The following is a 22,960-nucleotide window of genomic DNA, read 5'->3' as shown; positions in this document are numbered from 1 at the left end:
CCGTGCCCCCGCGCACCGCAGTCCTGGAGGTCCTGATGCACACATCCACCTACGGCGTCACCCAGGTCGACTGGGAGAACCGGCTCGACATGTCGCGCCTGCGCACCGAGCGGCTGTCCCGGCTCACTGCCGAGCTCCAGCGGTCCTCGCTCGGCGCGGTCCTCACCTTCGACTTCCACAACATCCGCTACATGACCGGGACCCACATCGGGACGTGGGCGATGGACAAGATGATCCGCTTCGCCGTCCTGCCCCAAGGGGGCAACCCTGTCCTGTGGGACTTCGGCTCGGCGGCCCGCCACCACCAGCTCTACGCGCCGTGGCTCGACGCCGGACACCCGGACAGGGAGGCCGAGCACTACGGCGCCCGCGCCGGCATCTCGACGCTGCGCGGAGCGATCTCCCCCTCGGCCGGCCGCGCCGAGGACGTGGCAGCGAAGGTCTACCAGGTGCTGGCCGAGCACGGCCTGACCGACCAGCCGCTCGGCGTCGACATCATCGAGCCGCCGGTCATGTTCGCCCTCCAGGCAATGGGCATCGACGTCGTCGACGGCCAGCAGGTCTTCCTGGAGGCGCGCCGCATCAAGACAGTCGACGAGATCGGCCTCCTCACGCAGGCCGCGTCGATGGTCGACTCCGCCTACGAGAGCCTCTACGAGTTCCTCCGACCCGGCGTGCGGGAGAACGAGTGCGTCGGGCTGGTCAGCAAGGTGCTCTACGACCTGGGTTCTGAGCACGTCGAGGGCGTCAACGCCATCTCCGGCGAGCGGTGCTCGCCGCACCCCCACGTCTTCTCGGACCGGCTCATCCGCCCGGGTGATCCCGCCTTCTTCGACATCCTGCACAGCTTCATGGGCTACCGCACGTGCTACTACCGCACCTTCGCCGTGGGCAGTGCCTCACCCGGCATGGCCGACGCCTACAAGATCTGCCGCGACTACATGGACCAGGCGATCGAGCTCGTCAAGCCGGGCGCCACGACGGCCGACATCGTCTCGGTGTGGCCCACCGCGCAGGAGTTCGGCTTCCCCGACGAGGAGGCGGCGTTCGCGCTGCAGTACGGGCATGGCGTGGGCCTGAGCATCTGGGAGAGGCCGATCTTCAGCCGGCTGACGTCGTTGGACGCGCCCGAGGTCCTCGAGGAGGGCATGGTCTTCGCGCTGGAGACGTACTGGCCGGCCGCCGATGGCTGGGGTGCGGCGCGCATCGAGGAGGAGGTCGTCGTCACCGCCGACGGGGCCCAGGTGATCACCAAGTTCCCCGCCGAGGAGCTGCTCGTCGCAGGCCGCCGCTACTTCACCACAGGCGGCGCGTTGCCGACGGTGCGCGACAGCCAGTCGCACCTCAACACCCGCACCGCCGTGGAGGCGTGAACCGATGAACCTGCCCCTCAGCAACCACGCCTACGGCGAGCACGAGCTCGTCCTGCCGCCCGACGACCCGACGTCGCACGACGACGCCGACATCCCGCTCGAAACCCGATTGCGGATGTATCGCATGCTCCAGGAGATGCGCCAGTTCGAGAAGCGCGCCTACGACATGTTCATGCAGCAGCTGGTCAAGGGCACCACGCACCTCTCGCTCGGGATGGAGGCCGTCGCCGCGGGCTTCGGTGCCGCCATGCACACGGACGACTACACCTTCGCCACCTACCGCGGCCACGCCCACACGCTCGCGCGGGGCGTTCCGATGGAGGGCGTCCTCGCCGAGCTGCTGGGTCGAGCCAACGGACTGCTCGGCGGCAAGGGCGGATCCATGCACCTGACCAGCGTGGAGCACGGCGTGATGGGGTCCTACGCGATCATCGGTGCCCACCTCACCATCGCCAACGGCGCAGCCTGGTCCGCGCAGTACCGCGGGAGCGGGCAGGTCGCCGTCTGCTTCTTCGGGGACGGCACCACCAACATCGGTGCGTTCCACGAGGCGCTCAACTACGCCGCGGTCTTCAAGCTGCCGATCGTCTTCGTCTGCGAGAACAACCAGTACATGGAGTACACCGCGATCGGCGACATCACCGCCGTACGACGCCCTGCCGCGGACCGCGCGCCCGCGTACGGCCTCGAGTCCATCGTCGTCGACGGCAACGACGCCGACGCCGTGCACCTCGTGGCCGCCGACGCCCTCGAGCACGCCCGGTCAGGCGCGGGGCCGGTGATGGTCGAGGCGCTGACCTACCGGCACGGCGGCCACTCCCGCGCCGATCCCGGCAAGTACAAGCCGCCGGGGGAGCTGGAGGCGTGGCTGGCCTACGACCCCCTCAAGGTCTACCGCGCGCGCCTCGAACGACTCGGTGTCGCCGCTGCCGACATCGACGGCATCGATGCCGAGGTCGCTGCCGCGGTCGACGAAGCGACCGAGGCAGCCAAGAACGGACCCTTGCCCGAACCGAGCGCCGCCTTCACGGACGTGTGGGCAGACGGAGGACACACATGGCGATCCTGACCTACCGCGACGCGGTGGCGCGCGGCATCGCGCAGGAGATGGAGCGGGACGAGATGGTCGTGCTCATCGGCGAGGACGTCGCCGGTGCCGGCGGGGTCTTCAAGACCACGACGGGGCTGCTCGAGCGCTTCGGCCCCGAGCGCGTCATCGACACCCCCATCTCCGAGCAGGCGATCCTCGGTGCGGCGATGGGCGCCGCCATGACAGGGATGCGACCCATCGCGGAGATCATGTTCTCCGACTTCTTCGCCGTCTGCTGGGACCTGGTGGTCAACGAGATGGCCAAGACTCGCTACATGACCAACGGGCAGGTCACCATCCCGCTCGTCGTGAAGAGCGGCAACGGTGGCAGCCTGCGCTTCGGCGCGCAGCACTCGCAGTCCATCGAGAACTGGGCGATGGCCGTGCCCGGGATCAAGGTCGTGGCCCCCTCCACTCCCGAGGACGTGGTGGGTCTGATGGCCGCGGCCGTCCGCAGCGACGACCCGGTCCTCTTCTTCGAGCACAAGGGGCTCTACTCGTCCAAGGGCGAGGTCCCGGACGGTCCGATCGTGGACGAGCTCGGCACGGCGAGGGTGCGTCGTCAGGGCAAGGACGCGACGGTGGTCGCGCTCGGTCTGATGGTGGGCCGAGCCCTCACTGCCGCCGAGCAGCTCGCTGAAAAGGGCATCGAGTGCGAGGTCATCGACCTGCGCTCGCTGGTGCCGCTCGACGCCGCGACCGTGCTCGAGTCGCTCGGACGGACGGGACGGCTGTTCACCGTGGAGGAGAACCCGCGGATGCTCGGGTGGGGTGCCGAGCTGGTCGCCATCGCCGGCGATGACGGCTTCTGGGACCTCGACGGTCCGATCGTCCGCATCACCACGCCCCACATCCCGCTGGCCTCCGCCGACTCGCTCGAGGACCTGATGATCCCGTCCGTCGACCGGATCCGTGACGAGATCGAGCAGGCGATGCAGGGATGACCGCGAGCGTGCCGACGGGCGCACGCCCCCGCCGGGGCAGGCCCCGACACCAGGAATCCCCGAGGGCACGAGTCCGTGCCCGGCACGGCCGCCACGCCGCGCACGACGTGACGGAGATGCCCACGGGGACCCAGCTGACGTCGGTCGTCGAGGTGGACCTGACCGGCGTGCCGGCTGACGCAGTCCTCTCCACCGTGGCCACGGCCGCTGTCCGCGCGGCTGCCGCCCATCCCTCCGTCCCCGGCCGGGTCGACGCCCACGGCTCCGTCGTGCGAATCCCGGGCGTGCACCTCGGCGTCCTGGACGACGACGGGACACCCACCGTCGTCGTCCAGGACGCGCAGGACCTGACCGGGGACGCCATTGCAGCGCGGATGACCGAGGGCCAGCACGCCGACGAGTCCCCGACACTGGCCATGGTCGACAGCGGCAGCCGCGGGGCCCTGCTCGACACCCCCGCGGTGGGGCCCGATCGCGCGCCGGTCCTCGGCATCGGGGCGATCGTGCGGCGTCCGGTCGTGATGCAGGGCGACGGCGGCGAGGTCATCGTGGTCCGGGCCATGGCCCACCTGTCGATGAGCCATGATCCGCGGTTGCTGAGCAGCGCCGACGCGGCCCGCTTCCTGCAGTCTGTCCGGCGCGACGTCGAGGAGGGCCGGGCATGAGCTCGACGCCCGACGACGAGCGTCGGGTCCTCGACGCCGTACCGACAAGCCTGTGGATCGGCGGCGGCGAGGTTGCTGCCGATGGTGGCCGCACCCTTCCCGTCCACGACCCCGCCACGGGCGAGGTGCTGGCCGAGGTGGCCGACGCCTCGACCGCTGACGGCGTACGCGCCCTCGACGCCGCAGTGGCGCACCAGGACCCGTTCGCCGACATGGCGCCACGCGACCGCGGCGAGATCCTGCGCCGGGCCTTCGAGCTCATGCGCGAGCGGATCGACGACCTCGCGCTGCTGATGACCCTGGAGATGGGCAAGCCGCTCGCGGAGAGTCGCGCCGAGGTCACCTACGCTGCCGAGTTCCTCCGCTGGTTCAGCGAGGAGGCCGTACGCATCTCGGGTCGCTACGCGACCTCACCCGACGGAGCCACCCGACTGCTGACGCTCAAGCGTCCGGTCGGACCGACGCTGATGATCACACCGTGGAACTTCCCGCTCGCGATGGGAACGCGCAAGGTCGGCCCCGCAGTGGCCGCCGGCTGCACCATGGTCGTCAAGCCGGCAGCACAGACGCCGCTCTCGATGCTGGCCTTCGCGAGCCTGATGGCCGAGGCCGGACTGCCTGAGGGCGTGCTCAACGTGATCACCACCAGCTCCAGTGGTCGGGTGATGGAGCCGCTCGTGCGCGATCCTCGCGTCCGCAAGCTCACCTTCACCGGCTCGACCGACGTAGGCCGGCGACTGGTCGAGCAGTCGGCCGAGCGCCTGCTGCGTGTGTCGATGGAGCTCGGCGGCAACGCGCCCTTCCTGGTGCTCGCCGATGCCGACGTCGATGCAGCCGTGGAGGGAGCGATGCTCGCGAAGATGCGCAACATGGGCGAGGCCTGTACCGCCGCCAACCGCTTCCTCGTGCACGAGAGCCTCGCGGGGGACTTCTCGGCCCGGCTCGCGTCCCGCATGGGATCGATGGTCGTCGGACGCGGGACGGAGGACGGGGTGCAGGTCGGGCCCATGATCGACGGGAAGTCGCGCGACATGGTCGCATCGCTGGTGGGTGACGCCGTCGACTCGGGAGCGCAGCTCCTCGTGGGGGGCGAGCCCGGCACAGGACCGGGCTGGTTCTACCCGCCGACCGTGCTGCGCGACGTGCCCGTCGGCGCCGCCCTGCTTCGGGAGGAGATCTTCGGGCCAGTGGCGCCCGTCACGTCCTTCGCGACCCTCGACGAGGCCGTGGAGCTGGCCAACGACACGGAGTACGGCCTGGCGGCCTACGCGTTCACCCGCGACCTCGACACCGCCCTGCACCTGATGGAACGGATCGACGTCGGGATGGTGGGGATCAACCAGGGCATCGTCTCCAACCCCGCGGCGCCCTTCGGGGGAGTGAAGGCATCCGGCTTCGGCCGCGAGGGCGGCGCAGAGGGCATCGAGGAATACCTCGAGACCCGGTACGTCGGGATCCGCCCGTCGGCGAGCTGCAGGTCAGGGCGCCAGCCGACGGTCGATGATGACCTGTTCACTCGTCATGACTAGGTCGTCAGTTCGATTCTGACAGGCGGCTCCGACGCCCCCGGGGACCCGAGACCCTGGGGGCGTCTCTGCTCTGCGGGGTCACTGCGCGCCGGTGAAGCCGTGCTGCCGCCACGCCTCGTAGGCCACCACGGCCGCGGAGTTGGACAGGTTGAGCGACCGGCGACCGGCGATCATCGGGATCCGGAGCCGGTCGGTGACCCGCTCGTGGGTCAGCACCTCGGGCGGCAGGCCGGTCGGCTCGGGGCCGAAGAGCAGCACGTCGTCCGGCTCGAACGCCACGTCGGTGTGCCAGCGGGTGGCGTGGGCGGTGAAGGCGTACACCCGTGACCCGGCCAGTGCGTCGCTCCCGAGCGCGGTGTCCAGGTCGGGGTGCACGACCACCGACGCGAGGTCGTGGTAGTCCAGACCGGCGCGCTTGAGCTGCGGCTCCGACAGGTCGAAGCCGAGGGGCTCGACGAGGTGCAGGGTCGCGCCGGTCCCCGCCACCATCCGGATGGCGTTGCCGGTGTTGGGCGGGATCCGGGGCTCGAGGAACATCACGTGGAACACGGGGTCAGCCTCACATCCCGCGGGTGCGCACCGTTCGCGGCACCTGCTCCGAGCGCTGGCGTGTCCACGGTCGCGACTGAGACCATGGCGGCTCGCCCGACTCGGACGGGGAAGTGGATCATGCTCGACACCGACAGCCTGCGCATCTCCTTCGCCCTCGAGGCGCTTGTCCTGCTGGTGCTCTTCCTCGCGATCACCTACCGGATCGGCCGGTCCGCCTACGCGGCGTGGTGGTGCGCGTCCCTCGTGGCCTTCCTCGTCGGCGCCGTGGCATTCCTCCTCAGCGGAACCGTCCACCAGGTGTGGGCGATCCCGCTGGGCAACGCCCTCATCGCCTTCGGCGTGGGCTGCGTGTGGGCGGGCGCCCGGTCCCTGCGACAGCTCTCGCTCCCGTGGCGGCTCCTGCTCGTCGCACCCGCCGTCGTGGTGATCGCGACGACGCTGGGCGGCCCGGGTGGCGACGTGTGGGCGGGCGGAGCGACCTTCCTCGCGGCCATGTGGATCCAGTTCGCCCTGGCGGCCCGCGAGCTCTGGCGCCTGTTGGCCGAGAGCTACGCAGCGCAGGTCGACGGCGGCTCGTACCGCGCATCGGTCTGGGCCCTCGCGGCCATGTCCAGCGGCGCGGCCGTGTTCTACCTCGGCCGCTGGATCGCGTTCCTGGTCGTCGGGCCCGGCGAGCCACCGTTCACGACGGTCTTCGGGGAGGCGGTCACCACCCTCATCACCACCGCGCTGCTGGCCACGGTGTCGTTCGGCATGTCCACCCTGAGCGAGGAGCAGCAGAAGGCGGTGCTCCGCGACGCGGCGCACCGCGACGCCCTCACCGGACTGCTCAACCGGTCGGGCTTCGTGCACCACGCGGAGCTGGCGCTGCACGCCGGGAAGCGACACGGCACGTCCGGTTCGCTGATCATCGCCGACCTCGACCACTTCAAGCAGGTGAACGACGTCCACGGCCACCAGGCGGGCGACCACGCGCTCGTCGCCTTCGCCGACGCGTGCCGCAGCGCCGTACGAGTCAGCGACGTGGTGGCCCGTCACGGCGGTGAGGAGTTCGTCCTGCTGCTCCCCGGCGCCGACGCCGACCGGGCCGACGAGGTGGCGCGCGCGATCAGCGAGGAGATGGCGCGGCGGTCGCCACTCGGCGAGGTGGTGCTCCCGACGGTCAGCTTCGGCATCGCCCCGCTCGAACCCACGGCGAGCCTCGAGCGGGTGATCGAGCGCGCGGACGCGGCGCTCTACCGCGCGAAGGCGACAGGACGGAACCGCGCGGTCCACTACGCCGGCGACCAGCACGACCCGGAGTGACGGCCGTGCGCGCGTCCGCCCCGCCGCCGCAGGTCGTCTAGTCGGCAACGCACGGTCCTGCCGTCTGCATCACAATGACCTCGAGGAGGCGCGATGGGCTCGGTGGTGGTCGTCGGCTCGATCAATGTCGACGTCGTGATGCACGTCCCCGGCTTCCCCGTGCCCGGGGTGACCCTCCTGGCCGACCGCGTCGAGCGCTCGCCCGGTGGCAAGGGGGCGAACCAGGCGGTGGCGGCCGCTCGGGCCGGTGCGGCGACCCGCCTCCTCGGAGCGGTCGGCGACGACGGCGACAGCGCGCCCCAGGTCGACGCACTGGTCGCGGCCGGGGTGGACGTGTCGGGGGTGGAGACCTGCTCCGGGCGGACCACCGGGACCGCGTTCGTGATGGTCGCCCCGTCCGGTGAGAACGCCATCGTGGTGGACGCCGGCGCCAACGGCCTCCTCGACCTACGTCGTGTCGTCGCCGCGCTGTCCGATCGCGGGACCATGGCCCCGGCCGTCGTCCTCCTGCAGTCGGAGGTCGGCGCGGCAGTGGTCGACGCCGCGGCCGCAGCGGCGTACGAGCGAGGCATCCGGGTGGTCGTCAACAACGGCCCCTGGCTGCCCCTCGCGGCGGCGACGCTCGAGGCGGCGGACCCCCTCGTGGTCAACGAGCACGAGGCGGCCGAGGCCTGCGACGCGTCCGGCGCAGAGGGCGCGGACCTGGCTGATGCCGTACGCCGGCGACACGGCTGCCGGTCGGTGGTGGTCACCCGCGGCGCCGAGGGGGCGTCGATCAGCGGCGCGGAGGCGTCGGCCCGGATCGCGGCGCTGCCGGTCGAGCGCGTCGTCGACACGACGGGTGCCGGGGACGCCTTCGTCGGGACGCTCGCTGCCGTGCTGGCGCAGGGCCGCAGCCTGAGGCGGGCGGTCGAGGAGGGCCAGCGCGCGGGTGCGGCGGTGGTGGCCCGGCTAGGAGCTCGCGGAGACCGGTGAGCAGCCGGACGAACCGGTGCTGGTCGGCAACGGGTCCCGCCCAAGAGCAATGGATGCGCAGGAACGGCGGAAGTAGGTCATCCGGACCGCGTCTGCTCTAGTAGGGTTCGCTCCATGCCGCAGATGAGGATCCGTGATGCGGCGGCGTACCTGGGTGTCAGTGACGACACCGTGCGCCGCTGGATCGACAACGGCACGCTGCCCGCCACGGTCGACCAGGCCGGCCGCAAGGTCGTCGACGGCTACGAGGTCGCGAAGGTCGCGCGCCAGCACGCGTCGCCGCCGCCGTTGCCGGGAGGACTGGCGAGCTCTGCGCGGAACCGCTTCGTCGGTCTGGTGACGGACGTCCGGACCGACTCGGTGATGGCGCAGGTCGAGCTCCAGTGCGGGCCGTTCCGGGTGGTGTCGCTCATGTCCAGCGAGGCCGTCCGCGACCTGGGGCTGGAGCTCGGGTCGGTGGCGATCGCCGCCATCAAGTCCACGAACGTGATCATCGAGACTGCTCAGGGAGAATCATGAAGCGGTGGTGCACGACCCTGGCTGCCCTGCTGCTGGTCACCGCGACCGCTGCCTGCAGCGACGACGACCCCGACGCCGCAGAGCCCGGCGGCGATGGGGGGACCACGCTCACGGTGTTCGCCGCCGCGTCGCTGACCTCCAGCTTCGAGCAGCTCGGCGAGAGCTTCGAGAAGTCCCACGAGGGCGTCCAGGTCGACTTCAACTTCGCGGGCTCCTCCGACCTCGTCGCGCAGGTCCAGAGCGGCGCCCCGGCAGACGTGTTCGCCTCGGCCGACGAGGCCAACATGGAGAAGCTCACGGCCGACGACCTGCAGGGCTCGGACCCGGAGCTGTTCGCCACCAACACCCTCGAGATCGCCACGCCCCCGGACAACCCCGCCGACGTGCAGTCCCTCGAGGACCTGGCCGACCCCGACATCAACCTCGTCATCTGTGCCCCGGAGGTGCCGTGCGGCGCCGCCTCCCAGTCCGTCGCCGAGGCCGCCGGGGTCACCCTCGAACCGGACAGCGAGGAGCAGTCGGTGACCGACGTGCTGGGCAAGGTCACCTCCGGTGAGGCCGACGCGGGCCTCGTCTACGTCACCGACGTGATCACCGCCGGTGACGCCGTGCAGGGCATCGAGTTCCCGGAGTCGGCGTCGGTGGTGAACAGCTACCCGATCGCCACGGTGGCAGGCAGCGAGAACGCCGACCTGGCCCAGGAGTTCGTCGACCTCGTGCTCAGCGACGAGGGCCAGCGGGTCCTCGCCGACGCCGGCTTCGGCCAGCCCTGAGGGGCTGAGCCTGACATGGCGCGGGTCCATCGCGACGTCGGGGTGCCGTCGTGGATCTTCGTGCCGGCGGCGGCGGGAGCAGCCTTCGTGCTGCTCCCGCTGGCCGCCATGGTCACCCGGGTCGAGTGGGGCAGCTTCGTCGAGCTGATCACCTCCGAGTCGTCCCGGGAGGCGCTGCTCCTCAGCCTGAAGACCTCCACCATCAGCACCCTCGCCTGCATCGTCATCGGCGTTCCGATGGCCGTCGTCCTGGCCCGCACCGAGTTCCCCGGGCAGGGGTTCCTGCGCTCGCTCGTGCTGCTCCCACTGGTGCTGCCACCGGTGGTCGGGGGCATCGCCCTGCTGTACACGTTCGGGCGCCGTGGTCTGCTCGGGGAGACCATCGACGTGCTCGGCTTCCAGATCGCCTTCTCCACCACCGCGGTGGTGATGGCCCAGACGTTCGTCGCGCTGCCGTTCCTCGTCGTCAGTCTCGAAGGGGCGCTGCGCACGGCCGGGCGACGGTACGAAGTGGTGGCCGCCTCGCTGGGTGCGCGACCGACCACCGTGCTCCGGCGCGTCACCATCCCGCTCGTGCTGCCCGGCCTCGTGTCCGGAGCCGTGCTCTCCTTCGCCCGGTCGCTCGGCGAGTTCGGGGCCACCATCACCTTCGCCGGGAGCCTCCAGGGAGTGACCAGGACCCTGCCGCTCGAGATCTACCTGCGCCGGGAGACCGACGCCGACGCCGCGGTCGCGCTCTCGCTGGTGCTGGTCGTGGTCGCCATCGTGGTCATCGGGTTCGCCCGGCAAGGACGAACGGCCCTGTGACGTTCACGTTCTCCGCGCACGTGCCCGACCGGGACGTCGACGTCGCCTTCACCGTCGCCCCCGGCGAGACCGTCGCGCTGCTGGGCCCCAACGGCGCCGGCAAGTCCACCGTGCTCGCCGTCGCTGCCGGGCTGATCCGCCCCGACAGGGGCGAGATCACGCTCGACGGTCGGCCCCTCACCACCACAGGGGGCAGCGGCCGGCACGCCTGGGTCGCGCCGCACGACCGCGAGATCGCCCTCCTCGCCCAGGACCCGCTCCTGTTCCCGCACCTCTCGGTGCTCGACAACGTCGAGTTCGCCCCACGCGCCCGGGGCGTCGCACGCTCGCAGGCGCACGCGACCGCACGACACTGGCTCGACCAGGTCGGGGTCGCGGAGCTGGCCGACCGCAAGCCCTCCCAGGTGTCAGGAGGACAGGCCCAGCGCGTCGCCGTCGCCCGCGCGCTGGCAGCAGACCCCAGGCTGCTGCTCCTCGACGAGCCGATGGCCGCCCTCGACGTCGCGGTCACCCCGGCACTGCGCCAGACACTTCGCAGCGTGCTCGCCGAGCGAAGCGTCATCCTCGTCACCCATGACGCCCTCGACGCCCTGCTCCTCGCCGACACCGTCATCGTGCTCGACCGCGGCAGGATCGTCGAGCAGGGCCCGGCGGCCGAGGTCCTGACCCGACCCCGCAGCGCCTTCGCCGCCCGGATCGCCGGGCTCAACATCCTGCACGGGACCTGGCACGGCGATCGCGTCCAGACCCCTGACGGCGCCACCATCCAGGGCATGGTCGACGGACCCAGCCCTGGCGACGGCGACACCGCGGTCGCAGTGTTCTCGCCCTCGGCGGTCTCGGTGTTCCGGGAGCCACCGGGCGGCAGCCCGCGCAACGTGCTCGCCGCGCGCGTCACCGAGATCGAGCCCCACGGTGACCGCATCCGCGTCCGCGCAGCAGGGCTCAGCGCCGACGTCACCGCCCAGGCCGTCGCCGAGCTGGACCTGGTCCCAGGGGCCGACGTCACCTTCAGCGTGAAGGCCACCGAGGTCGCCGTCTACCGCAGCTGACCGGGCGGTCCTCAGCCCCGGGTCGAACGACGGGCGACCAGCTCGGGGGTGAAGACGAGCTGCTGGTGCAGGTGGTCGGGGTTGTCCGCCTCGTCGAGCACCAGCTCGGCCGCCCGGCGTCCGAGCTCCTGGCGCGGCTGGCGCACCGAGGTGAGGGGCACGGCAGCGGCAGCGGCGTACTCGATGTCGTCGTAGCCGACGATGGCCAGGTCTCCGGGCACCGAGAGACCGGCGGTGCTGAGCTGCTGGAGCAGGCCGAGTGCCAGCAGGTCGTTGGCGCAGAACGCCGCCGTCGGGCGTCGGCTGCTCGCGATCCCCATCACCCGCTCGCCCGCCGAGCGTCCCTCGGCGACCGTGAGGGCCTCGGTGCCGACCACGACCAGCTGGTCGTCGGGCAGGCCGGCGGCGACCCAGGCCTCGCGGGCGCCCGCGAGGCGGTCGCGCACCTGTCCGATCGTCTCGGGGCCGCCGATGAACGCGACCCGGGTGTGCCCGGCCTCCACGAGGTGCTCGACGGCGAGACGCCCGCCGAGGACGTCGTCGACCGCGACGGAGCAGAAGTGGTCGTCGTCGCGCGTGCGGTCCACGATCACCAGCGGCGTGCCGTTGCGGCGCACGTCGTCCAGCGCGGCGGCGTTCGGGTCGACGGGCGTGACGAGGATCCCCTGCACCCGCTGCTCGACGAGGTGCGCCAGGTAGTCGCCCTCGCGGGAGGCCCGGTTGCCGGAGTGGCACAGGAAGAGCGAGAGGCCGGCCGACTCGGCCGCGAGCTCCGCGCCCTGCGCGACGTCGGTGAAGAAGGGGTTGCGGGCGTCGAGCAGGACGTAGGCCAGCGTGCGGCTCCGCCCGGCGCGCAGCTGGCGGGCGGACTCGTTGCGGACGAACCCGAGGTCGCGCATGGCCTGCTCGACCTTCGCCCGGGTGGCGGGGGAGACGCGGTCGGGACGGTTGAGGACGTTGCTCACGGTGCCGAGCGAGACGTGGGCGAGGGCGGCGACGTCCTTGACCGAGGAGGCCTTCGCCACGGCAGCCCCTCTCGCACCAGCCGTCGTCGCGAGGGTCGCGCCGTGGCGTTGAAACGTTCGTCGACCGGAGCGTACGCCATCGCGGCCCCTCGCGTGGCGAGCCGACACCGGCCCACAAATGGCCCGCGGTGACGGTTGACAGGTGTGACGACCCTCACCTACCGTTCCGTTGAAACCTTTCAAACCGAGGAGCCACATGCCTGCCAGCAACGCCGCCGCACCGGTGCTCGAGCTGCGCGACGTCTCCAAGTCGTTCGGGCCCGTGGTCGCCCTGCGCTCCGGCAGCCTGCGCGTCGAGGCGGGCTCGATCCACGCCCTGGTGGGGGAGAACGGCGCCGGCAAGTCGACGCTGGTCAAGGTCGTCGCCGGCGTGCACCGCCGCGACTCGGGCACCTTCGAGCTCGGCGGTGAGGCCGTCGACTTCTCCTCCACGGCCGAGTCCAAGAAGTCGGGCGTCGCGGTGATCTACCAGGAGCCGACGCTCTTCCCGGACCTCTCGGTCACCGAGAACATCTTCATGGGCCGCCAGATCCTCGCCTCGGGCCGACGCATCGACCGCGCGGCGATGTACGCCGAGGCGGAGCGGCTCTTCGACCGGCTCGGGGTGCGGATCGACCCCCGCCGTCCGGCCGAGGGCCTGTCGATCGCCGACCAGCAGATCATCGAGATCGCCAAGGCCATCTCGCTCGACGCCCGGCTGCTCGTCATGGACGAGCCGACCGCCGCGCTGAGCGGCGTCGAGGTCGACCGGCTGTTCGCCGTGGCCCGCAGCCTGCGTGACGAGGGCCGCGCGCTGGTCTTCATCTCCCACCGCTTCGACGAGGTCTTCGACCTCGCCGACACCGTCACCGTCATGCGCGACGGCTCCTACATCGACACCAAGACGATCGCCGAGACCACGCCGTCCGAGCTGGTCTCGCTGATGGTCGGCCGTGACGTCGACGACCTGTTCCCCAAGGTGGCCGCCGAGATCGGCGAGCCGGTCCTGCAGGTGCGCGGCCTCAGCCGCGCCGGCGTCTTCCACGACATCGACCTCGAGGTCCGCGCCGGCGAGATCGTCGGCCTGGCCGGCCTGGTCGGCGCCGGGCGCAGCGAGGTCGCACGTGCGGTCTTCGGCGTCGACTCCTACGACTCCGGGTCGGTCTCGGTGTCCGGCAGACCGGTCAAGGCCAAGGCCCCTCGCTCCGCGATCCGCGCCGGCATGGCGTTCATCCCCGAGGACCGCCGCAAGCAGGGCCTCGTCATCGACTCCTCGGTCACCCGCAACGTCGCCGGCGTCATCCGCCGCAACATCGCGAAGGCCGGGCTGCTGACCTCCTCCATGGAGAACCGGGCCGCCGGCCCCTGGGCCGGACGCCTGGAGGTGAAGACCAGCGCGCTCGACATGACTGCGGCCACGATGAGCGGCGGCAACCAGCAGAAGGTCGTCATCGCCAAGTGGCTGGCCACCGATCCCAAGCTGCTGATCATCGACGAGCCCACCCGGGGCATCGACGTCGGCACCAAGGCCGAGGTGCACCGGTTGCTCTCCGAGCTCGCCGGGCAGGGCCTCGCGATCCTGATGATCTCCTCCGAGCTCCCCGAGGTCCTCGGCATGGCCGACCGCGTCGTCGTCCTGTGCGAGGGCCGGATCACCGCCGAGCTCGACCGCGCCGACGCCACCCCCGAGGCCGTCATGCACGCCGCCACCCACCACCTGGAGACCGCACGATGAGCCACACCGACGTCGAGCGCCCGGACTCGGGCCACGACGGTTCCGACACCACCGAGGTGTCCGCGAGCGAGGCGCTGCTCGTCGAGCCGAGCCGGCTCTCCCCGACGCGCCGCGCGCTGACGACCGTGCTCCGCTCGCGTGAGCTGTCGATCTTCCTCGTGCTGGTGGCGGTCGTCGTGCTCGCCACCACGAAGAACAACGGCTTCCTGTTCAGCAGCGACGGCTGGCGCAACTTCCTGCTCAACCCGTCGATCCTCGTGCTGCTCGCCGTCGGCCAGGCCGTCGTGATCATCACCCGCAACGTCGACCTCTCCGTCGGCTCGGTGATGGCGCTGACCGCCTACCTCACCGGGCGGCTGTTCATCGAGCAGCCCAACATCCCGATCGTCGCGGTGCTGGCGGCGTGCCTGCTCCTCGGCGCGGTCCTGGGCCTCGTCAACGGCGTGCTGGTGGCGTACGGCGGTGTGCCTGCGCTGGTCATCACGCTCGGCACGCTCTACATCTACCGCGGCATCATGCTCACCTGGGCCGGCAGCGACCGGATCAACGCCGGCGACCTGCCCCGCGAGTTCCTCCAGCTCGGCACCCGCTCGGTGCTCGGCGTGCCGCTCCTCACGATCCTCGCGCTCGTCGTCCTGGCGATCGTCGGCTACTACCTCTACACCGCCCGCGGTGGTCGCGAGCTCTACGCGATCGGCTCCGACCCCGACGCCGCGGTCCTCTACGGCCTGCCCGTACGCCGCCGCCTGCTCGCGGCGTTCGTGCTGAGCGGCGCGCTGGCGGGTCTCGCCGGCGCCCTCTACACCGCCCGCTACGGCACCGTGAGCTCGAGCGTCGGCCTGGGCATCGAGCTGCAGGCCGTCGCCGCGGCCGTCATCGGCGGCGTCGCGATCTTCGGCGGCAGCGGCACCGTGTGGGGCGCGGCGATCGGCGCCTTCCTGCTCGTGACCATCAACCGGGCCCTGCCCAGCCTCGGCATCGAGGACTTCTGGCAGCGCGCCGTCGTCGGCGCCCTGATCCTCGGCGCGATCGTGCTCGACCGCGTCCTCGCCGTCAGACAGGCCCGCAAGCTCGCCGAATCGAGGGACCACTCATGACGACCACCCAGTCCCCGGCCGCGCCGACCCGCACGTACGCCGACTACTCGGCGCCGCTATGGCGACGCTGGCTCCTGACCCGCGAGATGGCCGTCATCGCGCTGACCGTCGCGGTCTTCGTCTACGCGACGATCAACGTGGACAACTTCGACGGCCCGCTGACCGTGAAGTTCCTCCTCCAGGACATCGCACCCATCCTGCTGATCGCCCTGCCGATGACGCTGATCATCATCACCGGCGAGATCGACCTGTCGGTCGCCAGCATCATGGGCCTGAGCAGCGTGCTGCTCGGCGTCTTCCACGACGGCGGCATGTCGATCCCGGTCGCCGCCGTCCTCGCCCTGCTGGCCGGGCTGGCGTGCGGCGCCCTCAACGGCTTCCTCATCGCGTACGTCGGGCTGCCGTCGCTCGCCGTCACCATCGGCACGCTCGCGCTCTTCCGCGGCATCGCCGTCGGCCTGCTCGGCACCACGGCCATCACCGACTTCACGGACAAGTGGTCCGACCTCGCGACCAACACCATCGGCGAGTCACGGATCCCGCTGGTGATGATCCCCTTCGTGGTGCTGACCATCGCCTTCGTCGTGCTGCTGCACTTCTCCACCTTCGGGCGGGGCATCTACGAGATCGGGCTCAACGACGAGGCGGCCCACTTCACCGGCGTCGACGTCGCCCGGACCAAGTTCATCCTCTTCGTCCTCTCGGGCGTGGTGTCCGCCTTTGCGGGCATCTACTTCACCCTGCGCTACGGCTCGGCCCGCGGCGACAACGCCACCGGCTACGAGCTCCAGGTGATCGCCGCTGTCCTCCTCGGCGGCGTCTCGATCTTCGGCGGTCGCGGCCGGCTGCACGGCGTGCTCGCCGGCGTCGTGCTGATCGGCGTCATCTCCAGCGCCCTGCGCCTGGAGAGCGTGACGGTCAACGTCACCAACATCATCGTCGGCCTGCTGCTCGTGGCCTCGGTGATCCTCCCCAACGTCCTTGCGTGGACCTCGTCGAGGTTGCCCCGCAAGGCAGCGACTCCTCCGGAGTCGAGCCCCACCCCGAACGCCGCATCCGCCGGCGTCTAGGAACCCGAAAGGCAGACCCACCATGAAGTTCCACACCCGGCGGCCGATCGCTCTGGCTGCGATCATCCTCACCGCCTCCGCGGCGCTCACCGCGTGCGGCGACGACAGCGGCGACAGCGGCTCCGACAGCAGCAGCGACGGCGGCGAGCTCAGCATGACGATGCTGCCGAAGAACCTCGGCAACCCCTACTTCGACACCAGCACCGCCGGTGCCGAGGCAGCGGCCGAGGACCTCGGTGTCGAGATCGAGGAGGTCGGTCCCGAGACCGCCAGCCCCGACGCCCAGGTGTCCTACATCAACACCGTCGCCCAGCAGGGCAAGGACGCCCTGATCCTGTCGGCCAACGACCCCGAGGCCCTCTGCGACGCGATCGACGAGGCCCGCAGCGCCGACGTCAAGGTGATCACCTTCGACGCCGACACCAACCCCGACTGCCGCGACCTGTTCATCAACCAGGCCACCGCCGAGGGCATCGCCGCCAAGCAGCTCGAGCTGATCTCCGACCAGATCGGTGGCAAGGGCGAGATCGCCATCCTGTCCGCTGCCGCCAACGCGACCAACCAGAACGCCTGGATCGACATGATGGAGAAGGAGCTCGCCGACAACCCCGACTACGCCGACATCGAGCTCGTCGACACGGTCTACGGCGACGACGACGACCAGAAGTCGTTCGACCAGACCGAGGCGCTGCTGCAGAACCACCCCGACCTCAAGGGCATCATCTCGCCCACCACGGTCGGCATCGCGGCCGCGGCCCGCTACCTGTCGGACTCCTCCTCCAAGGGCAAGGTCGCGCTGACCGGTTTGGGCACCCCCAACCAGATGCGTGAGTACGTCGAGAACGGCACCGTCGAGTCCTTCGCGCTGTGGAACCCGAGCGACCTCGGCGCCCTCGCCACCTACGCCGCGGCCGCCCTGGCCAACGGCGACATCTCGGGCGAGGAGGGCGACTCCTTCGAGGCGGGCGACCTCGGCGAGTTCGAGGTCGGCGCCGACGGCGTCGTCCTGCTCGGTGAGCCGTTCACCTTCAACGCCGACAACATCGGCGACTTCGACTTCTGACCCCATCAAGGTCGAACCACCACGTCCCGGGGCCRKCGGACTCGAGCCGCCGCCGGCCCCGGGACTCCCCACCCACCACTCGTTGGTCGACGAAGCGCGCCAGCGCTGTCACGTGACCTCCCCGCCGGAAAGGAGCGTGTGATGCACCGTGTCTGCTTCACCCTGCAGGTCCGCACGGACCGCATGGACGAGTACGCCGAGCGCCACGCCGCCGTGTGGCCCGAGATGCTCCGCGCCCTCCGCGACACCGGCTGGACCAACTACTCCCTCTTCCTGCGCGAGGACGGCCTGCTCGTCGGCTACCTCGAGACGCCTGACCTCGCCGCCGCGCAGGAGGGCATGGCCCGCACCGACGTGAACGCCCGCTGGCAGGCGGAGATGGCCGAGTTCTTCGTCGACCTCGACCTCCCGCCCGACCAGGGCTTCTGGCAGCTGGCCGAGGTCTTCCACCTCGAGGACCAGCTCGCCGCCCACACCTCCACCAGCACGGCCACCGACTCACCCACTCCCACAGCTCAGGACCCGTCATGACCACCTCTTCTGGCCCTTCTGGCTTCTCCACCATCAGCGACCGGCTCGGCGAACTCGCGATCGAGGTGCCGTCCTGGGCCTACGGCAACTCCGGCACCCGCTTCAAGGTGTTCGGCACCCCCGGCACCCCGCGCACCGTCGAGGAGAAGATCGCCGACGCCGCGGCGGTGCACCGCTTCACCGGCCTCGCGCCCACCGTGGCGCTCCACATCCCGTGGGACGAGGTCGACGACTACGCCGCGCTGTCGTCGTACGCCAAGGAGCAGGGCGTCGCGCTCGGCACGATCAACTCCAACACCTTCCAGGACGACGACTACAAGCTCGGCGCGCTGACCCACACCGACCCGCGGGTGCGGCAGAAGGCGATCGACCACCACTTCGCCTGCATCGAGGTGATGCACCAGACCGGCTCGCAGGACCTGAAGATCTGGCTCGCCGAGGGCACCAACTACCCGGGCCAGGGCGACATGCGCGCCCGCCAGGACCGGCTCGCCGAGGGCCTGAGCACCATCTACGACCGGCTCGCCGAGGACCAGCGGCTCGTGCTGGAGTACAAGTTCTTCGAGCCGGCGTTCTACCACACCGACGTCCCGGACTGGGGCACGTCGTACGCCCACGTGGCCGCCCTCGGCGACCGCGCCAAGGTGTGCCTCGACACCGGCCACCACGCGCCCGGCACCAACATCGAGTTCATCGTGGCCCAGCTGCTGCGCCTCGGGAAGCTCGGCTCGTTCGACTTCAACAGCCGCTTCTACGCCGACGACGACCTCATCGTCGGTGCGGCCGATCCCTTCCAGCTGTTCCGGATCATGGTCGAGGTCATCCGCGGTGGCGGCTTCGGCGCCGAGAGCGACGTCGCGCTGATGCTCGACCAGTGCCACAACATCGAGGACAAGATCCCCGGCCAGATCCGCTCCGTGCTCAACGTCCAGGAGATGACCGCCCGCGCGCTGCTCCTCGACACCGAGGCCCTCGACGAGGCGCGCTCCGCCGGCGACGTGCTGCGTGCCAACGAGATCTTCATGGACGCCTTCTACACCGACGTACGCCGTGACCTGGCCGCGTGGCGCGAGGAGCGCGGCCTGCCGGCCGACCCGATGCGCGCCTACCTCCAGTCGGGCTACCAGCAGCAGATCGAGACCGACCGCGTCGGTGGCTCGCAAGCCGGCTGGAACTGACCCCCCACAACCCCGTAAGGAAACCAGCACCGTGAGTGACCTCAACCCCGCCGTCGACGCGCTGGTCCAGCGCTCGAACCGCCTGGGCCAGGACCCCAAGAACACCAACTACGCCGGCGGCAACACCTCCGCCAAGGGCACCGAGACCGACCCGGTCACCGGCGAGGACGTCGAGCTGCTGTGGGTGAAGGGCTCCGGCGGTGACCTCGGCACGCTCACGCCCGGCGGCCTGGCCGTGCTGCGGCTGGACCGGATGCGCGCGCTCGTCGACGTCTACCCCGGCGTGGACCGCGAGGACGAGATGGTCGCGGCCTTCGACTACTGCCTGCACGGCAAGGGCGGTGCCGCCCCGTCGATCGACACCGCGATGCACGGCCTCGTCGACGCGGCGCATGTCGACCACCTGCACCCCGACTCCGGCATCGCGATCGCGACCTCGGCCGACGGCGAGGAGCTGACCCGGACCATCTTCGGCGACCAGGTCGTGTGGGTGCCGTGGCGCCGCCCCGGCTTCCAGCTCGGCCTCGACATCGCCGAGATCAAGGAGAAGAACCCGCAGGCCCGCGGCTGCATCCTCGGCGGCCACGGCATCACCGCGTGGGGCGACACCAGCGAGGAGGCCGAGGCCAACAGCCTCTGGATCATCGACACCGCCGCCACCTACATCGCCGAGCACACGAGGGCCGAGCCGTTCGGTCCCGCGCTCGAGGGGTACGCCGCCCTGCCGGAGGCCGAGCGCCGCGCCAAGGCCGCCGCCCTCGCACCGACGATCCGCGGCATCGCGTCGACGGACCGCCCGATGGTCGGCCACTTCACCGACGCCGACGTCGTCCTCGAGTTCCTCGGGCACGCCGAGCACCCGCGCCTCGGCGAGCTCGGCACGTCGTGCCCCGACCACTTCCTCCGCACCAAGGTCAAGCCGCTGGTCCTCGACCTGCCCGCCTCCGCCTCGGTCGAGGCGAGCATCGCCCGCCTCCAGGAGCTCGCCGTCTCCTACCGCGAGGACTACCAGGGCTACTACGACCGCAACGCCACGCCCGACAGCCCCGCGATCCGCGGCAAGGACCCGCTGGTCGTGCTGGTGCCCGGCGTCGGCATGTTCAGCTTCGGCAAGGACAAGCAGACCGCCCGCGTTGCCGGCGAGTTCTACGTCAACGCGATCAACGTGATGCGTGGCGCCGAGGGCCTGTCGTCGTACGCCCCCATCGACGAGTCGGAGAAGTTCCGCATCGAGTACTGGGCGCTGGAGGAGGCCAAGCTCCAGCGGATGCCGAAGCCCAAGCCGCTCGCGACCCGCGTCGCGCTCGTCACCGGCGCCGCGTCGGGCATCGGCCTCGCGACCGCGAAGAAGCTCGCGTCCGAGGGCGCCTGCGTCGTCATCGCCGACCTGTCGCTGGAGAAGGCGCAGGCCGCGGCCGCCGAGATCGGTTCGGCCGACGTCGCCGTCGGCGTGCAGGTCGACGTCTCCGACGGAGCCGCCGTCGAGGCGGCCCTGCAGGCCACCGTGCTGGCCTTCGGTGGTGTCGACCTCGTCGTCAACAACGCCGGTCTCTCGCTGTCGCGCTCGCTGCTCGAGACCACCGAGCAGGACTGGGACCTCCAGCACGACGTGATGGCCAAGGGCTCGTTCCTCGTCGCGAAGGCCGCGGCCAAGGCGATGATCGAGCAGGGGATGGGCGGCGACATCGTCTACATCTCGTCGAAGAACTCGATCTTCGCCGGCCCCAACAACGTCGCCTACGGCGCCGCAAAGGCCGACCAGGCCCACCAGGTGCGGCTGCTGGCCGCCGAGCTCGGCGAGCACGGCATCAAGGTCAACGGCGTCAACCCGGACGGCGTCGTGCAGGGCTCGGGGATCTTCGCCTCGGGCTGGGGCGCCAACCGCGCCGCCGTCTACGGCGTGGAGGAGCAGGACCTCGGCAAGTTCTACGCGCAGCGCACGATCCTCAAGCGCGAGGTGTTGCCGGACAACATCRCCAATGCGGTCTTCGTCCTCTGCACCGACCAGCTGAGCCACACGACCGGGCTGCACATCCCCGTCGACGCGGGCGTGGCGGCGGCCTTCCTGCGATGACGACCCTGCGCCTCGCGGCCGTCGACCTCGGGGCGACGAGCGGCCGTGTGATGGCCGCCCGCGTCGGTCCGGGGCACCTCTCCCTGAAGGAGGTGCACCGCTTCCCCAACGGCGGCGTCCCGGTCGGCGGCTCGCTCTTCTGGGACGTGCTCGGCATCCACCGCGAGGTGCTCGCCGGTGTCGCCGAGGTGGCGCGCACCGGGGAGCTGCACGGGATCGGCATCGACTCCTGGGCCGTGGACTACGGCCTGCTGGATCGTGACGGCGAGCTGCTCGGCAACCCCTACAGCCACCGCGACCCGCGCACCCGCGACGTGCCCGAGCTGGTGGCCAGGACGGTCAGCGTGCAGGAGCAGTACGCCGTCAACGGCCTGCAGCAGCTGCCGTTCACGACCGTGTTCCAGCTCGCCGCCGCCCGGGGCACCGCGGCGCTGGAGTCGGCCCACACGATGCTGCTGCTGCCCGACCTCCTCGGCTACTGGCTGACCGGCGAGGTCGGCGCGGAGCGCACCAACGCCTCGACGACCGGGCTGCTCGACGTCCGCACGGGCGTCTGGTCCAGCGAGCTGGCCGGCCGCCTCCAGCTGCCCTGGTCGATCCTGCCGCCGTTGCGTGACGCAGGCTCCGTGGTCGGCCCCCTCCGCGCCGAGGTCGCGGCCGACCTCGGCCTCGCGCCGGACGTGCCGGTGGTGGCGGTCGGGTCGCACGACACGGCCTCCGCAGTCGTCGCCGTACCCGCGGAGGCGGGCACCTCCTTCGGCTACATCTCCTCGGGCACGTGGTCGCTCGTCGGCCTCGAGCTCGACGAGCCGGTGCTCACCGAGGAGGCCCGCGAGGCCGACTTCACCAACGAGGGCGGCGTCGACGGCACCGTCCGCTTCCTCAAGAACGTGATGGGCCTCTGGGTGCTCTCCGAGTGCCTCAAGGCGTGGCGCGACCGCGGCACCCCCGCCACCGACCTCGCCTCCCTCCTCGCCGACGCCAGCGCCGCGGCTCCGCTGCGCACCGTCGTCGACATCAACCACCCGTCCCTGCTGGGCCCGGGCAGCGCCACCGACCCGATGCCCGAGCGCGTCGTCCGGCTGGCACGGGACGCCGGCGAGCCGCTCCCGCAGAGCCCCGGCGAGATCACCCGCTGCATCCTCGACAGCCTGGCGCTCGCCTACCGGCGCCACCTCCGCACCGCCGCCCGGCTGGCCGGGCGCGACCTGGAGGTCGTGCACGTCGTCGGCGGCGGCTCCCACAACCACCTGCTCTGCCAGCTGACCGCGGACGCCCTCGGCGCACCGGTGCTGGCGGGCCCGGGCGAGGCGGCCGCACTCGGCAACGCCCTCGTCCAGGCGCGCGCCCTCGGCGCCGACCTGCCCGACCTCGCCGCCATGCGTGCCCTCGTCCGCGAGACGCACGACGTACGACGTCACGACCCCCGTCCCGGCCTCGACTGGGACGCCGCCGACCGCCGCGTCGGACCCGCCACCGCCTGACCCCACCGCCTGACCCCCCACAGGAGATCTCGATGGACCAGCACGGCCCGACCCACCTCACCCGCCGCACCCTCCTCGGTGCGTCCGCCGCCGCTGCGGGCTTCGTGGCCGCCGCCTCGGCCTCGCCCGCGGCCGCCGCC

General features: G+C 71.3%; 21 protein-coding genes. 19 read left to right on the top strand and 2 right to left on the bottom strand.

Annotated features, from left to right (window positions below; genetic code table 11):
* Nucleotides 1-2: 2 nt before the first annotated feature.
* The 5 genes from ACXJKB_RS17955 (at nucleotide 3) to ACXJKB_RS17935 (ending at nucleotide 5,601) form a co-directional block, all read left to right on the top strand.
* The gene (locus ACXJKB_RS17955; RefSeq protein WP_457190758.1) at nucleotides 3-1,373 is read left to right on the top strand and encodes a M24 family metallopeptidase; all 1,371 of its coding nucleotides are present in this window, start codon (nucleotides 3-5) and stop codon (nucleotides 1,371-1,373) included.
* 4 nt (nucleotides 1,374-1,377) lie between these two features.
* Nucleotides 1,378-2,442, top strand: a complete 1,065-nt coding sequence (locus ACXJKB_RS17950; protein WP_457190756.1) for a thiamine pyrophosphate-dependent dehydrogenase E1 component subunit alpha — start codon at nucleotides 1,378-1,380, stop codon at nucleotides 2,440-2,442.
* Nucleotides 2,430-3,407, top strand: a complete 978-nt coding sequence (locus ACXJKB_RS17945) for an alpha-ketoacid dehydrogenase subunit beta (protein ID WP_457190754.1) — start codon at nucleotides 2,430-2,432, stop codon at nucleotides 3,405-3,407. The genes ACXJKB_RS17950 and ACXJKB_RS17945 overlap by 13 nt, the downstream gene beginning before the upstream one ends.
* Nucleotides 3,408-3,523: 116 nt before the next feature.
* Entirely contained in the window at nucleotides 3,524-4,072 is a 549-nt protein-coding gene (locus ACXJKB_RS17940; protein WP_457190753.1) for a 2-oxo acid dehydrogenase subunit E2, read from the top strand.
* Complete coding sequence (locus ACXJKB_RS17935) at nucleotides 4,069-5,601, top strand: NAD-dependent succinate-semialdehyde dehydrogenase (RefSeq protein WP_457190751.1); 1,533 nt, start codon at nucleotides 4,069-4,071, stop codon at nucleotides 5,599-5,601. Before ACXJKB_RS17940 ends, ACXJKB_RS17935 begins: the two co-directional genes overlap by 4 nt.
* A gap of 78 nt (nucleotides 5,602-5,679) precedes the next feature.
* Here the strand turns inward: ACXJKB_RS17935 and ACXJKB_RS17930 are convergent, their stop codons facing one another.
* Nucleotides 5,680-6,150 carry a tRNA (cytidine(34)-2'-O)-methyltransferase gene (locus tag ACXJKB_RS17930; RefSeq protein ID WP_457190749.1) on the bottom strand — a complete coding sequence of 157 codons (471 nt, stop codon included), beginning with the start codon at nucleotides 6,148-6,150 and terminating at the stop codon, nucleotides 5,680-5,682.
* 120 nt (nucleotides 6,151-6,270) lie between these two features.
* On the opposite strand from ACXJKB_RS17930, the gene ACXJKB_RS17925 reads away from it, so the two are divergent.
* From ACXJKB_RS17925 to ACXJKB_RS17900, 6 genes are all read left to right on the top strand, one after another.
* Nucleotides 6,271-7,458, top strand: coding sequence for a diguanylate cyclase (locus tag ACXJKB_RS17925; protein ID WP_457190747.1), 1,188 nt, complete (start codon nucleotides 6,271-6,273; stop codon nucleotides 7,456-7,458).
* Nucleotides 7,459-7,551: 93 nt separating this feature from the next.
* The gene (locus tag ACXJKB_RS17920) at nucleotides 7,552-8,433 is read left to right on the top strand and encodes a ribokinase (RefSeq protein WP_457190746.1); all 882 of its coding nucleotides are present in this window, start codon (nucleotides 7,552-7,554) and stop codon (nucleotides 8,431-8,433) included.
* 114 nt (nucleotides 8,434-8,547) lie between these two features.
* Nucleotides 8,548-8,952 carry a TOBE domain-containing protein gene (locus ACXJKB_RS17915; RefSeq protein WP_300048923.1) on the top strand — a complete coding sequence of 135 codons (405 nt, stop codon included), beginning with the start codon at nucleotides 8,548-8,550 and terminating at the stop codon, nucleotides 8,950-8,952.
* On the top strand, nucleotides 8,949-9,725 hold the full coding sequence (modA, locus tag ACXJKB_RS17910; RefSeq protein ID WP_457190744.1) for a molybdate ABC transporter substrate-binding protein: 777 nt from the start codon (nucleotides 8,949-8,951) through the stop codon (nucleotides 9,723-9,725). Before ACXJKB_RS17915 ends, modA begins: the two co-directional genes overlap by 4 nt.
* Nucleotides 9,726-9,740: 15 nt before the next feature.
* Nucleotides 9,741-10,532 (top strand): ABC transporter permease, encoded by a 792-nt coding sequence (locus ACXJKB_RS17905; protein ID WP_457190742.1) that lies wholly within the window; start codon nucleotides 9,741-9,743, stop codon nucleotides 10,530-10,532.
* Complete coding sequence (locus tag ACXJKB_RS17900) at nucleotides 10,529-11,584, top strand: sulfate/molybdate ABC transporter ATP-binding protein (protein WP_457190740.1); 1,056 nt, start codon at nucleotides 10,529-10,531, stop codon at nucleotides 11,582-11,584. Before ACXJKB_RS17905 ends, ACXJKB_RS17900 begins: the two co-directional genes overlap by 4 nt.
* Before the next feature lie 11 nt (nucleotides 11,585-11,595).
* Here the strand turns inward: ACXJKB_RS17900 and ACXJKB_RS17895 are convergent, their stop codons facing one another.
* Nucleotides 11,596-12,609 (bottom strand): LacI family DNA-binding transcriptional regulator, encoded by a 1,014-nt coding sequence (locus ACXJKB_RS17895; protein WP_457190738.1) that lies wholly within the window; start codon nucleotides 12,607-12,609, stop codon nucleotides 11,596-11,598.
* A 196-nt stretch (nucleotides 12,610-12,805) separates the two neighbouring features.
* On the opposite strand from ACXJKB_RS17895, the gene ACXJKB_RS17890 reads away from it, so the two are divergent.
* The 8 genes from ACXJKB_RS17890 to ACXJKB_RS17855 all read left to right on the top strand — a co-directional run bounded on the left by ACXJKB_RS17890 (nucleotide 12,806) and on the right by ACXJKB_RS17855 (nucleotide 22,820).
* Entirely contained in the window at nucleotides 12,806-14,323 is a 1,518-nt protein-coding gene (locus ACXJKB_RS17890; protein WP_457190736.1) for a sugar ABC transporter ATP-binding protein, read from the top strand.
* Complete coding sequence (locus ACXJKB_RS17885) at nucleotides 14,320-15,420, top strand: ABC transporter permease (protein ID WP_457190734.1); 1,101 nt, start codon at nucleotides 14,320-14,322, stop codon at nucleotides 15,418-15,420. Before ACXJKB_RS17890 ends, ACXJKB_RS17885 begins: the two co-directional genes overlap by 4 nt.
* Nucleotides 15,417-16,490 (top strand): ABC transporter permease, encoded by a 1,074-nt coding sequence (locus ACXJKB_RS17880; protein ID WP_457190732.1) that lies wholly within the window; start codon nucleotides 15,417-15,419, stop codon nucleotides 16,488-16,490. Before ACXJKB_RS17885 ends, ACXJKB_RS17880 begins: the two co-directional genes overlap by 4 nt.
* A gap of 22 nt (nucleotides 16,491-16,512) precedes the next feature.
* Nucleotides 16,513-17,553 carry a rhamnose ABC transporter substrate-binding protein gene (rhaS, locus tag ACXJKB_RS17875; protein WP_457190730.1) on the top strand — a complete coding sequence of 347 codons (1,041 nt, stop codon included), beginning with the start codon at nucleotides 16,513-16,515 and terminating at the stop codon, nucleotides 17,551-17,553.
* Nucleotides 17,554-17,694: 141 nt separating this feature from the next.
* On the top strand, nucleotides 17,695-18,084 hold the full coding sequence (locus ACXJKB_RS17870) for an L-rhamnose mutarotase (RefSeq protein ID WP_457190728.1): 390 nt from the start codon (nucleotides 17,695-17,697) through the stop codon (nucleotides 18,082-18,084).
* A complete protein-coding gene (gene rhaI, locus ACXJKB_RS17865; protein WP_457190726.1) occupies nucleotides 18,081-19,262 on the top strand; it encodes an L-rhamnose isomerase in 1,182 nt (393 codons plus the stop codon). Before ACXJKB_RS17870 ends, rhaI begins: the two co-directional genes overlap by 4 nt.
* A gap of 31 nt (nucleotides 19,263-19,293) precedes the next feature.
* Entirely contained in the window at nucleotides 19,294-21,336 is a 2,043-nt protein-coding gene (locus tag ACXJKB_RS17860) for a bifunctional aldolase/short-chain dehydrogenase (protein WP_457190724.1), read from the top strand.
* The gene (locus ACXJKB_RS17855) at nucleotides 21,333-22,820 is read left to right on the top strand and encodes a rhamnulokinase (protein WP_457190722.1); all 1,488 of its coding nucleotides are present in this window, start codon (nucleotides 21,333-21,335) and stop codon (nucleotides 22,818-22,820) included. The genes ACXJKB_RS17860 and ACXJKB_RS17855 overlap by 4 nt, the downstream gene beginning before the upstream one ends.
* The last annotated feature ends 140 nt before the right edge of the window (nucleotides 22,821-22,960 follow it).

This window comes from Nocardioides sp. P5_E3, assembly GCF_054049275.1.
This window is presented reverse-complemented; position numbering and strand designations above follow the sequence as displayed.

What these genes read in the sequence shown, in the direction of transcription:
- ACXJKB_RS17950 (WP_457190756.1), top strand. Translation starts at nt 1,378, where the DNA reads ATGAACCTGCCCCTCAGCAACCACGCCTACGGCGAGCACGAGCTCGTC.
- ACXJKB_RS17945 (WP_457190754.1), top strand. Translation starts at nt 2,430, where the DNA reads ATGGCGATCCTGACCTACCGCGACGCGGTGGCGCGCGGCATCGCGCAG.
- ACXJKB_RS17940 (WP_457190753.1), top strand. Translation starts at nt 3,524, where the DNA reads ATGCCCACGGGGACCCAGCTGACGTCGGTCGTCGAGGTGGACCTGACC.
- ACXJKB_RS17935 (WP_457190751.1), top strand. Translation starts at nt 4,069, where the DNA reads ATGAGCTCGACGCCCGACGACGAGCGTCGGGTCCTCGACGCCGTACCG.
- ACXJKB_RS17925 (WP_457190747.1), top strand. Translation starts at nt 6,271, where the DNA reads ATGCTCGACACCGACAGCCTGCGCATCTCCTTCGCCCTCGAGGCGCTT.
- ACXJKB_RS17920 (WP_457190746.1), top strand. Translation starts at nt 7,552, where the DNA reads ATGGGCTCGGTGGTGGTCGTCGGCTCGATCAATGTCGACGTCGTGATG.
- ACXJKB_RS17915 (WP_300048923.1), top strand. Translation starts at nt 8,548, where the DNA reads ATGCCGCAGATGAGGATCCGTGATGCGGCGGCGTACCTGGGTGTCAGT.
- modA (WP_457190744.1), top strand. Translation starts at nt 8,949, where the DNA reads ATGAAGCGGTGGTGCACGACCCTGGCTGCCCTGCTGCTGGTCACCGCG.
- ACXJKB_RS17905 (WP_457190742.1), top strand. Translation starts at nt 9,741, where the DNA reads ATGGCGCGGGTCCATCGCGACGTCGGGGTGCCGTCGTGGATCTTCGTG.
- ACXJKB_RS17890 (WP_457190736.1), top strand. Translation starts at nt 12,806, where the DNA reads ATGCCTGCCAGCAACGCCGCCGCACCGGTGCTCGAGCTGCGCGACGTC.
- ACXJKB_RS17885 (WP_457190734.1), top strand. Translation starts at nt 14,320, where the DNA reads ATGAGCCACACCGACGTCGAGCGCCCGGACTCGGGCCACGACGGTTCC.
- ACXJKB_RS17880 (WP_457190732.1), top strand. Translation starts at nt 15,417, where the DNA reads ATGACGACCACCCAGTCCCCGGCCGCGCCGACCCGCACGTACGCCGAC.
- rhaS (WP_457190730.1), top strand. Translation starts at nt 16,513, where the DNA reads ATGAAGTTCCACACCCGGCGGCCGATCGCTCTGGCTGCGATCATCCTC.
- ACXJKB_RS17870 (WP_457190728.1), top strand. Translation starts at nt 17,695, where the DNA reads ATGCACCGTGTCTGCTTCACCCTGCAGGTCCGCACGGACCGCATGGAC.
- rhaI (WP_457190726.1), top strand. Translation starts at nt 18,081, where the DNA reads ATGACCACCTCTTCTGGCCCTTCTGGCTTCTCCACCATCAGCGACCGG.
- ACXJKB_RS17855 (WP_457190722.1), top strand. Translation starts at nt 21,333, where the DNA reads ATGACGACCCTGCGCCTCGCGGCCGTCGACCTCGGGGCGACGAGCGGC.